Source organism: Verrucomicrobiota bacterium (assembly GCA_039192515.1).
Lineage (GTDB): Bacteria > Verrucomicrobiota > Verrucomicrobiia > Methylacidiphilales > JBCCWR01 > JBCCWR01.
Map to the genome: position 1 here is coordinate 40,688 of JBCCXA010000018.1, position 15,357 is coordinate 56,044.

Here is a 15,357-nt window from a genome sequence, read left to right on the forward strand (position 1 = left end):
CTCTCTTGGCTTTTCTTAATGATGCCCCCTCCCTTACCACAACTTAATCCTCTTATCCAAGGCTACATACAAAAGATCCACGAAAAGATTCATGGCTAAGAGCAAAGTGCAGTAGACAATCACACTTCCGCCCACTAAAAAAACATCTCGATTTAAAACTCCGTTTACGAAGAAAGACCCCATACCCGGTATTTTAAAAAATTCCTCAACGATCATACTGCCTGTGAATAAATGTGCTGCCAAGGGGCCGCTATAACTTACTAATGGAAGCACCGCATTCTTGAAGGCGTGCTTGTAAATCACATAGAGTTCCCGCAGGCCTTTAGACCTAGCAGTTCGGATATAGCTCTTGTCCAATACTTCGAGCATACTAGCACGCATCAAGCGTGAACAGTAGGCCGCGTAATAGCCGCCCAAGCACAGCACAGGCAAAAACATATGTGCTAAAGTTCCCCAGCCTGCTACTGGAAAAATCCGAAATTGCATACCCAGCAATAGCACAACCAATGGCGCAATCACAAATACTGGCAGGGAAATCCCAGCAAAGGCCAAAAACATAGCGATCCAATCTCGCCAACTTTGATGATTCATAGCAGCATAACTGCCCAAAAGTATTCCCAAACCCAGTGCTACAACCAAGCTAAAGAAGCCCAGAAGCAATGACTTGGGCAAAGCTTGCTTTAAAATTTCTACAACGGAGCGCCCTTCAAATTTAGTTGAATAACCCAATTGCCCCTTCAATAAGTTTCCCCAATAGCTTAAAAACTGATTTCCCAAATTTCCATCCAAGTCGTATTTCTCGAGAAGAGTTTGTTCCACCTTTGGAGGTAGCTTCCGTTCTGTAGCGAAAGGGCTACCAGGAGCTAGCCGCATCAACAAAAAAGTTCCCGATACCACCAGTAGAATAACCAATATAGACTGTAAAAAGCGCTGTATTAAGAATGAAATCACTGAGACGAATCCTTCCAATACATATGCTGAAAGGGATGCTCAGCCAGTAAGTTCGGCTCAAACCCACCCAAACGTTCTTTGTCATAAAATACGACGCCTACATAGTGATAAACGGGAAGAACTGCTACGGACTCTTTTACCAAAATCTGCTCTGCTTGCTGAAACAGTATAGCGCGCTTATTAACATCAGTGGTTAGAGACGCTTCCAAGAGCAGGCTGTCATAAGTTTTATGACTCCATCCAGTGCGGTTATTTCCTCTACCTGTCACAAAACAATCTAAAAATGTATTGGGATCAACATAATCTCCTATCCAACTTGAGCGCGCGATGTCGTAGTCCAAATGGTCCATGGAGTATAAATAATTCGCCCATTCCTGAGTTCGCAACTCTACATCAATGCCTAATTGCTTCTTCCACATAGACTGAACTTCTACAGCTATTTGCTCATTTAGCTCAGATTTATTAAAAAGTATCTCCGTTCGGGGGAATCCTTTTCCATCGGGATATCCAGCCTCTGCAAATAGCTCACGCGCCTGAACAGGATCATGATTTAATCCTTCAGGCAAAGGATATCCAGGGATACCCGGTGGACACAAAGTATGAGCAGCTTTTTCACCCCCTCGGGTGATTCGTTCGACAATCTCTTGCTTGTCTACAGATAGTGCTAATGCCTTACGAACACGAGGATCTTTGAGATGGGGCCTGGTGACATTGAAACGTAAGAAAAAAGTAGCCAAGTAGTCATAGATATGAATGTCATGACGTTGTCGCAAATCTGCCATAAGCATTCCCGGGACAAGATTCTTGTCTAATATTAGATCAACCTGTCCGGTCAGATACATGTTTATGGCAGTGCTGGCGCTATTCACTGCCAGGGCATCTATGCGGTTAAATCGCACAGTATTTTTATTCCAATAGTGCTCGTTTTTTTCTAATTCAATCTTGTCATTAATAAACCAATTTTTCATCTTAAAAGGACCGTTGCAAATCAGATGCTGGGGCTTAATCCAAGCATCCCCATATTTTTCCACACTTTGGATATGAACCGGTAGGTATGTGCTAAATGCAGTCAATTCGAGAAAGTAGGCAGCCGGTGTATGAAGTCTTACTTGGAAGGTGTTAGCATCCAAAGCCTTACAACCTACTAATGAGAAGTCATTAATTTCCCCTTTATTGTAGGCTTCGGCCTGGTCAATGAAATAGAGGATTTCAGCATATTTTGATGCAGTGAGTGGTTCAAGCACTCGACGCCAAGAAGCCTCAAAGTCATGGGCAGTCACTGGTTCTCCATTGCTCCACGACACCCCTTGGCGAATGGTAAAAGTATAATTTAAACCATCTTCTGATACAGTATGGCTATCCGCAACTCCAGGAACTACTTTACCATCTGGGCTATAATTATATAAGCCCTCAAAAAGTGCTTTGGCAATTCTGCCTTCCAGTTGCCCTGTTAAAGTAGCCGGATCAATGGTTTGCGGCTCCGCACCGTTCAAAAATATAAAGTCCACTGCATGGGTGCGCTTTTGGCAAGATAATAGGCAGAAACTAGAAACGACTAAAACGAGGATATGTGCGAATTTCCAAACTATCATGAACTATGCGAAATCTAACCACAGAACCATAAAATACCAGCTACAAAAAAAATCGCTTTTATTGCAAAACTTTTTTTCAAATTGGTCGTTCTATAATATATATGAAACTAAGAAAACCACTGATATCTGTAATGGCGCTCGTATTGAGTTTCAGTTTATTAACTGTTAATGACACCTTTGCCAAGGGCAACAACGGAGTTAAAGGGAAAGGTAAGCCTGGGAAACATCTAAATAAGCCTGGTCATGGAGGCCACCCAATATTCGGTGGCGGTGTCCATGACCCCGACAACCTAGAAAAATATGACCGAAATGGAAATGGAAAGCTCGATGAACGAGAAATTGAAACTATGCGTGAAGATCGCTGGCAAAAAGTGCTAGATAAACATGACTCAGATGGCAACGGCAGATTAGATGAAGTTGAAAGAAATGCTGTCATTGAAAAAATCAAAGATGATAAGACAGGCCGACATCGATGGCTCATGGTGCTCATGCGTTACGACAAAAATGGCGATGGCGAACTCTCTACTAGAGAAGAGAGGGAATTAAGGGAACAAATACAAGAAGTTCGTCAAGCTAATCAATAGCCCCATTCTTGATATTTTACAGCTTGTTCTGTCTTGAGTCTTATTCACAGATGTTGAAAGGATAACGATTGAGAGTTACATAAAACTGACGAGGTACGAATCTCTTACTGTCTGATGACATAAAATCTTGATAGTCAACAAATTAAGAGTTCAAAATGGACAAATGACACCAAAGGCGACGTTTTTGAGGATGTTGAATCATTCCCATTCCATTGCACTTTTCACCTTAATCATTGACACATGATTTTCATCACTTTGAAAGTTCGTAAATGTTAGATAGTAATGGTTAAAGAAATTTCCTGAGAAAAGGTTGATTCTGAGCAATTCTTTGGATAATTAGCAGGAATTACGAAAAGAGCTTGAATATGTTAAGCGACTACGAGAAGTACTAAAAAAATAGTGGGCATTCTCTAAGGCGAGTCGATGGAAGGTATACGATTATTAAAGAACTTTCGACTCAGTATAAGGTGAGCGAACTCTGCAAAACCCTAACTAAGCCGTAGTGATTATTACAGATGGGCTCAAGAAGAAAACCAATTATCTAAAGCTGCAATATAATGCGCTGAGTAATCAAATTAAGCAGATATACCAGGAATACAAAGGACACTATGGTAGTTCAAGAATTGCAAAAATTTTAAACTCCAGAGGGCAAGTCTATTCAAAAAACAGGGTGGCATCGATGATTAAATAAACTGGACTTCGAGCTTAAAAAAAGAGATTTTTTCGTCCACGCACCGCCCAACAGAGCTCAGCAAGAGATCGTGGCACCCAATCGACCTAAAGATTTTAACTTAGAAGATTTTAAACATGACCAGGTCTGTGTGAGTGATATTACCTACATACACTCGAGAAAGCTGGTTTTATTTGGCTGTTGTTATGGATTGGGTAACTAAAAAAATTGTTGATTGAGCATTAGAAGATAATATGAAGACTCCGCTTATCGAATTTGCCCTAGCAAATAGAATTCCTTCTCAAGGACTCATTATTCATTCTGATCAAGGCTTTCAATTATCGTCGATCATGGCATGGTCGATAAGCGCAGACTTTTTATTCAAAAGAGCGACCGGTTACTGTTATGATAACGCGGCTATGGAATCATTTTGAAGCTCCTTGAAAAATGAAGCTATGCTAGGATAAATTTGCCAATCAATGGAGTTGACAGCAATCATTACAAAATCATTTTATATTACTTGAAGTTCATTCACTGGCTTTAATACGAAAGAATAATTTATCTGCAATATCTTTTAAGGCAGGTTTATACATGATAGTAAGTGTTTCAGTTCCATCGCCGTTATCAGCCGAGCTAGTAGTGATTGTATACTCTTCATTACCTAATGACGCCCAAGAACCTGGGATGAGATCTGTTGAAATCTCAACAGTGTAAGTAATTGATTGATCTTTGCGACGGGTGTAAGTCTTGTTCAAATGACCTTGCTCATCCACATAAACTTGCGCTTTTCTCGGGTTTAGAGGGTTATTGGGGTCTAGGGCAAAGAGGAATTCATATTTATTGCTATAACCATCATTGTCCGTGTCTAAATCACCCGAGTCAGTTGCCAAACCATTCTCTTTTTCCCAGATTTGGTAAGGGGTTTTAGCAGTCATACTCACCGTCATGTTGGTAACTGCTTGAGCCGTAGCGCGTTTATTGTCTGTAGCGATAAGGGTTAGCTCATAAGTTCCTGCAGCGAGTCCAAGTAACTCGCGATTTGTGTTCTGATTCCACTTATATACGGCTGTGTAGTCTTCTCCGATTAAATCATCACCCAAATACAATTGAACATAATCAATGCTTCCATCAATGTCTAATGCATTAGCTCTAATCAAAATCGTGCTATAACCTTCAGTAAGCTCTAGGGTTGACTTATTATTATTAAACTGAACTGTAGGTGGCATATTGCCTACGGCAGCTGTAATGGTAAGCTCTGCCATTGCATTATTACTCATAGCTCCATCATCATCTGTTGCTATGAGGGTTAATTGATAAGTTCCTGCACCCAATCCTAGTAATTCGGGCTCTTTACTTCCCAACCATTTGTATTTTGGATTCTTGTCCTGTCCAACTAAAATCTCATCTAGATAGAGTTTAACATTGGCTATGCTTCCATCCTCGTCATTAGCGATAGCTACGATATTAATTGAGCTATATCCTTCTTCTAATTCCAAGGTAGAAGCTGTAGGATCAAAGCTAACCGTTGGAGCTTTGTTATCTGGCCCATTTCCCCCACCTTCATCAGACAGCCTCTTCTTTAGTTGGTGCTCATATAGATTCTGAGGTATGAGATTGTCCGGATCAATAACTTCGAACCAATCTGCGTCAGGATTCTTTTTAGATTTTTGATTTGATGTTACTCCGATCACATTAATCATTTTCGACCAAGTATTTTTTTTAGGATAAGATATTGATGAGTCTGCTTTTATATTCCACAAGGTATTCCAAGCAGCAGCTGATTTACCAGATCCAGGTGTACCACTACCTTTCCATATCAAATTTGGTTGTGTTATTTCTATTTCAGTATAAAGATTTGAAAAGGGACAGTGGGCAGCCATGTCGAAATCGATTCGCACACCTGTGCCCTTTGAAAACACATTTCCTGAGCTTCCGCGCACCGCTAAACTATGCATGTAGGTTGCATTAGCCTGAAAGTTCTTGATTAAATTGTAACCTCCTGGCCTATCAACAAAAATTCCATTATGCCCAAAATCCGCTCCGTTCTTACCCGTGGGCGCGTCATAGCTGACGTTATCCAGGGTGCAAAAGCGACCTTTAATGAGAAAAGCTTCATCCGCAAAATGAATATGCACATTTTTGATCCACGAATTCGATATGTCTAGGAAATATATTCCATTCCACTCTTCCTCAAAGTGTCCATCATATTGGTCTCGTGCCATCTCTAAACCAAGGTCCTCTATGCCGAATTCATTAACGGAATAGTTTACTGTTCTGATTTTGGGAGACCAATTGCTCTGAGCATTAAAAAACAAAGGCCTGTCGAGTTCGATTCTGTTTTTCGTTAACGAAACTATTTCAAACATTTGCCAGGGCTCACCTCGTAAAATTGAGACATCCCCAGGATCTCCACCATATAGGTGATTAACAAGAGCATTATTAAGAATATTATTTTTCCGAAGACTCATGGAAATTTCAATTCTTTGCCCAACCGATAGATTATCAGTCGAGTTCACATCAAGAAAGCGATCCCCACGCACGGCATTTGATGTTATATTTGCCAGGTTATCACTCTGCTGCCTTTTGCCTTCAACCCAAAGGAAGCCTCCTTTGCCATGAAAATTTTCATCTGATACCTCTCTACAACTTTTGGGGAAATAGAGGATTGATTTGTCCTTGCCTGCTCCACGCAATACAAGATTGGACTTCTGGATTTTTAAAATTTGAGTAATGACATAAGTGCCCTCCGGAATGAATATAGCCCCATTTTTTGTCTTCTTAATTGCATCTAGGAATGCTTGCGTATCATCAGCAACCCCGTTACCAATAGCACCAAAGTCCTTTACGTTAGCAACAGTAGGCACCTTAGGAATAGGAACTTCGCCTTCTCTGTAGCCAGTGTATGAAAAATCTGGTATTCTAGAGAAATCTGTTCTCAGCTCTCCATCGGCACCATAAAGATCAGATACCTCTGTTTTCCCAGGTTGTTGAAATAAAAATAGGGTTATTACGAGTAGCAGGTATTTATAATTATGTGTTTTCACATATAGAGTATAATTATTTAATGATAAATAAATTTATCATAATAGTCTATCATTAAACCTAACGGCATTATCTATTAGTTTATTTTATTTGATTTAATCAAAATTATAAACTCCAAAAACTTTAAAACAAGTTATTATTACAACTTTTTGTTTGCAAGTAAATTACTTAATGAGCAAACTTACTTCAATCCCTATCAGACACGGATCATGCAAATATGCGATAAGCCAAGTAGTCTAGTCTGGGTTAGTAGTTTTGCTTTTTGCTCTATAAATTCTTTGCTGATGGAGAAGCCCGTATATTTATTCTCTGTGCTGCCAATAACCACACTAATCTTGGTGAGTTTAATGGTAAGGGTCTGGGTTACTTCTCTTAAGGAGTATAATGGCCTTGGAGAATTCGCCAGATGACAACACTTAATTTACGTGCTGCAGCAACGCTTGCTTGGTTACAGCTTTTTGGGGCTTGATGATTTTCTCATTGAGCATGACTTGAAGAAAATTAAGATCCTTTTTCTCGTCCGACTTGTAAGCTGGCATAGGTTGCGTCGATTAGATCAAAGCACCATGACTTAGCAAAATTGATATTCTCATTGCAGACTTCAAGAAGTCGTTTTTCTCAGTGTAATTTAGATTGCTAGGTCTACTAAGAACTCTCTCTTTTACAACATGAATGAGATCGGGATTTTTCTCAATCTTTTAGGAGATCAAGAGATCCATTTCTTGTTTTCTCTTATTTATGAGTTCATGTCTCATCATTTATAATTAAAAGCCAACATAGAAAAAATACAACCTCCCACTGTATTTACAAATGCCGATAGATAAATACTTTTTTGAGGCTGTATTATCTAACAGAAAATCTGTACTGACACAAAGGAGGTTAGCTAATTATTTTATTTGTTGTGGCCAAGGCAGCTTCGTTCAAATCAAATGCTTTTTTTGATAAGCTGAGTGGCAGAAGTTTCGGGCCCCGCCTAGGATACCATCAGAAGAACGAACCAGCAGTGTCAGTAAATCATCCTGAAAGACGTTGTGAGGCAGCCCACAAGCATCGAGCCCTGAGGTAATCAACGAGCTGATTTGTTCGGGATTGAGTTCGAGCAGGTGGACCGGATAGGTGATGTGGAATTTAATGCCAACATTGAATCTATTAATTATACTTGACCTAAATGTCATTTAAGGTAATAACTTAGTGGTTGCTACTTTTTACATATATTTAATTTAAAACTAAGTAGGTCGTTATAATATGAAATTACTTATAAATCTGCTAACCTTAGCTATATTTGTATCAACATCTATCGCTCAACGCCATATACCTTCGGCTTATGGACCACTCACTGACAACTCGCAACCCGAAGCCCCGCCTAAACAGCTTGCTCCCACCCCTGCATTTCGTGCTGACATCAAACCACGCCAATCAAAACCTAGAAATGCTAGCGCTGCAGGCAAAAATGCTACTGGCCACAGCCTAGGAGTTTTTGGCGGTATCTCTCCCATACAAAATCACTTCCAAGAAACCACAATTGGTGGAGTGGAAGATAATCTAGATGACGATGAGGATAACATATCATGGTTGGTGGGTTTGAAGTATGGCTATGACTTCCCTTTCATGGCTTTCGATACGGAATGGATTTTTGGTCTCGAAATAGAGGGTTTCTATCTCAACCATGAAGTTGATGCCACCACTTTCGGAACACTACCGGTAAACGCTGAGATGGATGTTGCTGTTGGACTCGCCAATCTTTTGCTGAAGAAAGACATCGGGCGCTTGAGGCCGTATGTTGGCCTTGGCATCGGAGCAGGGCATGCTTGGGTTGATGAAGCAACTCCGCTTAATTCTGATTACGAATCTGCTTTACTTGCCTTTCAAGTGCCCGTAGGAGCCGAGCTATTTGTTACAGATCGATTTGCATTATCTTTAGACTATCGCCTTCTTATCCTACAAGGAATTGATGACCAATTGGGGGCCTCAGAAACTGAATTAGATGTTCTGCTTCACACTTTCACAGCTGGTCTACGAACCTATTTCTAGGTTCTCCTTAGCCTGTTACGCCTAACCTTTTATTTGCAAAAATCCGCTACTCTGCATAATGGCGGATCTTTAATTATAAAATATGCGTAAACAATACCCCTTTCATGAAATCGAGCCTAAGTGGCAGAACTATTGGCTGGAGAAGAAGACTTTTAAGGCAGCTAATCCGGGAGAAGAAGGGTCTGAAAAACCTAAATATTATGCCCTTGATATGTTTCCATATCCTTCTGGTGCGGGCTTACACGTAGGCCACCCCGAAGGCTATACCGCAACTGACATCATCTCACGATATAAAAGAATGTGTGGCTTTAATGTCCTGCATCCTATGGGCTGGGATGCTTTTGGCTTACCTGCCGAGCAACATGCCATAAATACCGGCACTCATCCACGTGAAACAACCTTCAAAAACATCGCTAATTTCAAACGCCAAATCAATGCCCTTGGATTCTCCTATGATTGGGATCGTGAAGTAGACACCACTGACCCCAATTACTATAGATGGACTCAATGGATTTTTATTCAGCTTTATAACAAAGAACTCGCCTACGTTTCCGAAGCACCTGTTTGGTACTGTCCAAAGCTGGGAACTGTCTTAGCTAATGAGGAAGTTCTGACGACGGAAGAAGGACCACGCTCGGAACGAGGAAACCATCCAGTAGAGCGAAGGCCTTTACGGCAATGGATGCTCAAGATCACTGCTTATGCTGAGCGTCTACTAAATGATCTAGATCAACTTGATTGGCCAGAGTCTTTAAAAGAGATGCAAAGAAATTGGATCGGACGCAGTACCGGTGCCGAGGTAAATTTCCAAGTAGATGGACATCATGAAGCAACTCTTAGAGTATTCACAACTCGACCAGATACATTATTTGGAGCTACCTATATGGTGCTTGCTCCAGAACATCCTCGAGTTCGGCAAATCACAACTTTTGCTCAAAAAGAGAAGGTCGAATCTTATATCCAAGAAATCTCTGTAAAGTCTGACCTAGAAAGGACAGGGCTTTCTAAGAAAAAAACCGGTGTCTTTACAGGTGCTTATGCTATCAATCCAGCTAATGACAAAAAGATTCCTATTTGGATTGCCGACTATGTTCTCATTAGCTATGGAACTGGAGCCATTATGGCAGTGCCCGCTCATGATGAGCGTGATTATGACTTCGCCAAAGCTTTTGATCTAGAAATTACCCAAGTTGTAAAAGCTCCAAATACAGATAATAGCGGCAATGAACAATGTTTTAGCGGAAGTGGAACAGCTATTAATTCCAATTACCTCAACGGACTTAAAACTCCCGATGCTAAAGCACGAATGATTCAAGAGCTTGAAGAAAAAGGTATCGGAAACGGGAAAGTACAGTATAAGCTAAGGGATTGGTTATTTTCACGCCAACGCTACTGGGGTGAACCTTTCCCCATTCTCTGGAGAGGTAATGAACATCAAGCTATATCAGCGGATGACTTGCCTCTAGAGCTGCCAGAACTCGATGATTATCGGCCTAGCGATGGAGGGCTTGCGCCTCTAGCCAAGGCAAAAGAATGGCTTGAGTCAGAAGATGGCTTCATACGTGAAACAAATACCATGCCCCAATGGGCTGGTTCTTGCTGGTATTATCTCCGCTACCTTGATCCCAACAATCAAGAGAAGCTAGTGGACCCGGAAGTTGAAAAATATTGGATGGGTGATCATGGAGTCGACCTATACGTAGGCGGAGCAGAACACGCTGTTTTACATCTACTCTATGCTCGTTTTTGGCACAAAGTGCTATTCGACATAGGTGTGGTTTCAACACCTGAACCTTTCTATAAACTGGTCAATCAAGGTCTTATCTTAGGAGAAGATGGTGAGAAAATGTCTAAATCCAAAGGTAATGTCGTTAATCCCGATGAGGTAGTAGAGGACTATGGTGCAGACGCACTTAGACTATTTGAAATGTTTATGGGACCACTGACCCAAGCAAAACCTTGGAGCACAAAAGGGGTAGAAGGTGTTTACCGCTTCCTTGGTCGCGCTTGGCGACTTGTAATGATAGAAAATCAAGAAGGAGAATGGAACCTCTCCAAGCAAATCTCAGACATGCCACCAGGCGAAGAACTCCTCAAGACCCTTCATAAAACAATCAAGAAAGTAACGGAAGATCTAGATCACTTAAGCTTTAATACAGCCATTGCAGAACTTATGGTTCTCACCAATGAACTCACAAAACTAGAACTGAAGCCCAAGCAAGTTCTAGACACTTTTGTTTTATTGCTTGCCCCTTTTGCCCCACATATAGCTGAAGAACTCTGGCAAAAACTCGGTCACTCCGGCTCTTTAGCATACGAAACCTGGCCAATTTTTGAGCAAAAATACCTCATAGAGACGGAAATCGAGCTACCTGTGCAAATAAATGGAAAGCTTCGTTTCAAAGTCAAAGTCCCTAGCGACTGGGATAGAGAAGCCATAGAAGACTTTATTCGCCGCCACTCTGATACATCTAAACACCTTGAAGGCAAAGAGATGCGCAAAATTATCGTAATCCCTGGCCGAATGATAAATATTGTAATTGGTTAATATATGCCTCTATTTCCTGAATTTACGCGCAAGGAGCAATTAATTATTATTTTTCTGCTTTCTTTGCTCGTGCTAGGTGGGGCAATATATCTCATCAGAAACAATGCATCGTGGACTGACGTTCCACAGCAGATAAAATAGAGAGCCCAGAAATTATGTCGAAGTTGAGTTTTGGAGAAGTGGTAGAACTTATATGTCAAGAGGATACCCGTTATGATAAGAATTCTTATACCTTCGTTCGTGAAGGTCTTGATTTCACACTTAAAACGCTGAAGCGCAATTCTAACTCAGCAAATCGTCATGTAACTGGCAACGAATTACTGGAAGGCCTTAGACAACATACTCTTCGGGAATTCGGTCCCATGAGCAAGATGGTTCTCAATGAATGGGGCATTGAAAAATGTGAAGACTTCGGCAATATTGTCTTTAATTTGGTAAATCACAATGTTCTTGGAAAAAGTGATTCTGATTCACTGGATGATTTCAAAGAAAGGTATACATTCTATCATGCCTTTGTTCAACCCTTTCTTCCTGCAGAAAAGCCTAAGCTTGTTAGCACCCGCAAAGCAAAATCAAATCAGACAAGAAGAGCTAATACCAAGAAAGCATCTCCGAAGACACCTTCTTCTGAGTTATAACCACCTCTCTGTCGTCATAAGATCTATTGTTGTAACTTCAGCGATGGATTCTTTAACCAGATTATTTCGATAGACATGCATGCCTATAAATATTTTGTTTTTCTTATCACAGCCATGATAATATCAAGTTGCACGCCTCAGCCTGAAAAAGATTCGAAGGTTTCTAATGAATCAACAGTAGTCACACCCCAAGAAGACCTTGCTAGCCTAGAAGTCGAACAATTTGAATTCAGCAATGGCCTGCGTCTACTCGTCCAAGAGGACCGCACCTCTCCAGTGGTATCCGTTCAGGCTTGGGTGCCCGCAGGAAGCATTACTGAGGGCAAGTATTTAGGCTCTGGTATATCACATGCCGTCGAGCATATGTTATTTAAAGGAACAGATCGTAGAGGCGTCTCTCAAATCGCTGAAGAGGTTCAAAGCGTAGGCGGTTATATAAATGCGTATACTACCTTTGATCGAACCGTTTATTACATTGAATCTCCAAGTTCTGGCTGGAAAACCGCACTTGATGTTCTAGCCGATGCTATTTTTCATTCCAAACTTCCTGAAAATGAATTTATCAAAGAACAAGAAGTGATCCGCAGAGAATTTGCCATGGGGTTGGATAGCCCAGATCGAGCCCTTTCTAGAATCCTCTTTTCCACCGCCTTCGTCGAACACCCCTACAAGCAGCCTGTCATTGGACACATGGACCTATTTAATAAACTCACACGTGATGATCTATACAACTACTACCAAGCTCACTACGTCCCGAATAATGTCACTTTCATTATTGTAGGCGATGTCAACGCACAGGAAATCAAAGAAGCACTTGAGGAAGAAACCTCTACTCTAGAGCGTGGGTTTGTTCCAGATGTATTCATTCCTAAGGAACCACGACAGCTGGGACGCCGGGAACACCTTAAACCCTTTTCAACTGATGTCACACGTATGATCATGGCTTACCCAATCCCAGCTATTACACACCCAGACTTATATCCTCTCGATGTTTTAGCTCTGATTGCCGGCCGAGGTCGCAGCTCTCGCCTTTACCAAGAGCTTGTAGAAAAGAAAAAACTACTAAGGGACGTCGGTGCGTCCTCTTATACTCCAGCTCATTCAGGACTATGGGCCGTTTCCGCCACACTGCTACCAAAAGCAGATACTACACCCTTAAACATGAGTCTAAAGGAGATAGAACTAGAAGTCACCTCTATCCTAGAAGAATTTAAGCATACTCATGTGACCGAAAATGAGTTACAGAAAGCCAAGCGCCAAGTCATCACTAGCCATGCTGCAGAGCTCAAAACCGTAAGCGGTAAAGCCTCTAGCCTAGGACTTAGCTGGTTCGTCGCACGTGATATTTATTTCGATGAAAACTATCTAAAAGGCATTAAAAATGTCACGGCAGAAGATATCCAACGTGCTGCTAAAACCTACTTTACTCCTAATAGTCTTACCTTGGTCTCACTCTATCCCAGAGAAGAAAGCACACAAGATGCTGATGAGGATAAATTAGTCAAAGAACCATCACGTAAAAATATTAAAAAACTGAACAATGGCATGCCGGTGGTCATGATCCGAGATGCAAAGGCCCCTCTTGTTACAATCCGTGCGACTGCATTGGGTGGATTGCTAGCCGAGACACAAGAAAATAATGGCATCGGCCAACTCATGACAAGGCTCTTGACCAAAGGAACGGCTAGCCGCTCTGCCTCAGATCTCGCGTTAGAGGTAGAGCAACTTGGTGGCTCAATTGCTGCTGAATTTGGAAATAACAGCTTTTCTCTAGCTATTGAAGTTCTGGATAGTGACCTTAGTCAAGCTATCGATATCCTTACAGATGTTCTCCTAAATCCTACCTTTCCTGTGGATGAAATCGACAAGGAGCGCGACAAGCTCCTTACAGACATCAAGTTAGAGATAGATAACCCTGTTTCTCTTGCTAGAAATAAATTGCGAGCCTCATTATTCAAGCCTCATCCCTACGGATTGAGCACCCTGGGTAATCCGGAAAGCCTTGCCAAACTTGACCAGCAAACTCTCAAAAGCTATTACCGAAAACTACTAGCTGAGGATAACCTTGTTTTTTCACTGGGCGGCTCCTTCGACGAGGATCTAGCAATAGCTGAATTAAATAAAAAACTCTCTTCTTTCCAACCCTCAGAGCCTGTCAGCTACAAAGGCAGATACAAACCTGATAATCCTGAATACAGCAAAAAGCATATTCTTCCAACGGATAAAGTACAAGCGATCGTGACTATAGGGTTCCCTTCTTTAAGTTTAGATAGTCCTGACAGACCCGCTTTAGAAATCATTGACCAAGCTTTGTCAGGTCAAGCTTCACGACTTTTCACCCGTATTCGTGAAGAGCAATCCTTAGCTTATTTTGTGGGCACAGGACTCTTGGCAGGCCTAGATCCTGGCTATTTTATGTATTACGCCGGCACTCAAAAGGACAAAGCAGAAAAAGTTCATACTGAGATCTTTAGAGAAATTAAAGATATCAACCAAAGTGGCTTCTCACCCGAACAAATCGAAAGAGCTAAAGTGCAACTATTGGGCAAACGTATTCTTCAAGATCAAGCAGCCTCCACCCGTTCCTATAAAGCGGCATTATTTTATCTCTATGGACTTGGTGCCGACTTTGAAGAAAAAATAAACCAAAAAATCCGAGACACTACCACTGAACAAGTCAATGAAGCTTTCCAAAAATATTTCTCCCAAGACAACTATATAAGCGTTATTGTTCAGCCTGATAGAGAATTGTAATAAACCCAGATAACAAAGGTATGATGATATGTTTGGACTAGGAAAAAAAGAAGGATCCCAAGAATCAAAAGAACCAGAGAGCAAGAAAGAGCAGGCTTCTGCAAACTCAGAAAAAGTCATCAATGCTCAGCGCTTTGTGGAGTTCATCATGATGCAGGCACAAAACATTCTCTTCGTGCTAGGCCAAATGCCCACCCCAGATGGAAGAAGTGCCAAACCAAATTTGGAAACAGGCAAGGTCCTTTTCGACCAACTAGAACTTATCCGCATTAAAACGAAAGGCAATCTCAGCAAACAAGAGAGCCAAATTCTTGATGATGCCATAGAAAGTGTCAGTATGGCATTTACTCAAGCCAGTGGTGGAACACCACCGGGCATGATGCCTTCAAGAACTCCAGATATCCCCATGCCGGATTTTGATGAGGAGGAGCTTGTAGAAGAGTCACCACCCGCCTCAGAACCAATTCAAGAAGCACACCAAGAAGAACAAACTGAAAAAAATATAGATGAAAATGAGAAACGTAAGTTCTTCAAATCTTACGGATAA

The 15,357-nt window shown here is 41.3% G+C and carries 11 protein-coding genes; 6 read left to right on the top strand and 5 right to left on the bottom strand.

Features of this window, described 5'->3' with window-relative positions:
- Positions 1–33 precede the first annotated feature (33 nt).
- Both AAGA18_09450 and AAGA18_09455 read right to left on the bottom strand, forming a co-directional pair.
- Positions 34–951, bottom strand: a complete 918-nt coding sequence (locus AAGA18_09450) for an ABC transporter permease (protein MEM9445565.1) — start codon at positions 949–951, stop codon at positions 34–36.
- Complete coding sequence (locus tag AAGA18_09455) at positions 948–2,543, bottom strand: peptide ABC transporter substrate-binding protein (protein ID MEM9445566.1); 1,596 nt, start codon at positions 2,541–2,543, stop codon at positions 948–950. The genes AAGA18_09450 and AAGA18_09455 overlap by 4 nt, the downstream gene beginning before the upstream one ends.
- Before the next feature lie 101 nt (positions 2,544–2,644).
- Between AAGA18_09455 and AAGA18_09460 the strand changes: the two genes are divergently transcribed.
- Complete coding sequence (locus AAGA18_09460; protein ID MEM9445567.1) at positions 2,645–3,127, top strand: hypothetical protein; 483 nt, start codon at positions 2,645–2,647, stop codon at positions 3,125–3,127.
- A gap of 1,197 nt (positions 3,128–4,324) precedes the next feature.
- Here the strand turns inward: AAGA18_09460 and AAGA18_09465 are convergent.
- The 3 genes from AAGA18_09465 to AAGA18_09475 all read right to left on the bottom strand — a co-directional run bounded on the left by AAGA18_09465 (position 4,325) and on the right by AAGA18_09475 (position 8,014).
- On the bottom strand, positions 4,325–6,841 hold the full coding sequence (locus tag AAGA18_09465) for an Ig-like domain-containing protein (protein MEM9445568.1): 2,517 nt from the start codon (positions 6,839–6,841) through the stop codon (positions 4,325–4,327).
- Between the two features lie 414 nt (positions 6,842–7,255).
- Entirely contained in the window at positions 7,256–7,378 is a 123-nt protein-coding gene (locus tag AAGA18_09470; GenBank protein ID MEM9445569.1) for a hypothetical protein, read from the bottom strand.
- Between the two features lie 381 nt (positions 7,379–7,759).
- Positions 7,760–8,014: a hypothetical protein gene (locus tag AAGA18_09475; GenBank protein MEM9445570.1), complete on the bottom strand. Its 255-nt coding sequence runs from the start codon at positions 8,012–8,014 to the stop codon at positions 7,760–7,762.
- Between the two features lie 70 nt (positions 8,015–8,084).
- On the opposite strand from AAGA18_09475, the gene AAGA18_09480 reads away from it, so the two are divergent.
- From AAGA18_09480 to AAGA18_09500, 5 genes are all read left to right on the top strand, one after another.
- Entirely contained in the window at positions 8,085–8,870 is a 786-nt protein-coding gene (locus AAGA18_09480; GenBank protein ID MEM9445571.1) for an outer membrane beta-barrel protein, read from the top strand.
- A gap of 82 nt (positions 8,871–8,952) precedes the next feature.
- Complete coding sequence (gene leuS / locus AAGA18_09485) at positions 8,953–11,418, top strand: leucine--tRNA ligase (protein ID MEM9445572.1); 2,466 nt, start codon at positions 8,953–8,955, stop codon at positions 11,416–11,418.
- A gap of 155 nt (positions 11,419–11,573) precedes the next feature.
- Positions 11,574–12,056, top strand: coding sequence for a Minf_1886 family protein (locus AAGA18_09490; protein MEM9445573.1), 483 nt, complete (start codon positions 11,574–11,576; stop codon positions 12,054–12,056).
- 114 nt (positions 12,057–12,170) lie between these two features.
- Positions 12,171–14,810: a pitrilysin family protein gene (locus AAGA18_09495; GenBank protein MEM9445574.1), complete on the top strand. Its 2,640-nt coding sequence runs from the start codon at positions 12,171–12,173 to the stop codon at positions 14,808–14,810.
- A 28-nt stretch (positions 14,811–14,838) separates the two neighbouring features.
- Positions 14,839–15,357, top strand: coding sequence for a DUF1844 domain-containing protein (locus AAGA18_09500; protein ID MEM9445575.1), 519 nt, complete (start codon positions 14,839–14,841; stop codon positions 15,355–15,357).

Excerpts from the sequence above, each read along its gene's own strand:
- AAGA18_09455 (MEM9445566.1), bottom strand. The coding sequence starts at position 2,543 with ATGATAGTTTGGAAATTCGCACATATCCTCGTTTTAGTCGTTTCTAGT.
- AAGA18_09460 (MEM9445567.1), top strand. The coding sequence starts at position 2,645 with ATGAAACTAAGAAAACCACTGATATCTGTAATGGCGCTCGTATTGAGT.
- AAGA18_09470 (MEM9445569.1), bottom strand. The coding sequence starts at position 7,378 with ATGCCAGCTTACAAGTCGGACGAGAAAAAGGATCTTAATTTTCTTCAA.
- AAGA18_09475 (MEM9445570.1), bottom strand. The coding sequence starts at position 8,014 with ATGACATTTAGGTCAAGTATAATTAATAGATTCAATGTTGGCATTAAA.
- AAGA18_09480 (MEM9445571.1), top strand. The coding sequence starts at position 8,085 with ATGAAATTACTTATAAATCTGCTAACCTTAGCTATATTTGTATCAACA.
- leuS (MEM9445572.1), top strand. The coding sequence starts at position 8,953 with ATGCGTAAACAATACCCCTTTCATGAAATCGAGCCTAAGTGGCAGAAC.
- AAGA18_09490 (MEM9445573.1), top strand. The coding sequence starts at position 11,574 with ATGTCGAAGTTGAGTTTTGGAGAAGTGGTAGAACTTATATGTCAAGAG.
- AAGA18_09495 (MEM9445574.1), top strand. The coding sequence starts at position 12,171 with ATGATAATATCAAGTTGCACGCCTCAGCCTGAAAAAGATTCGAAGGTT.
- AAGA18_09500 (MEM9445575.1), top strand. The coding sequence starts at position 14,839 with ATGTTTGGACTAGGAAAAAAAGAAGGATCCCAAGAATCAAAAGAACCA.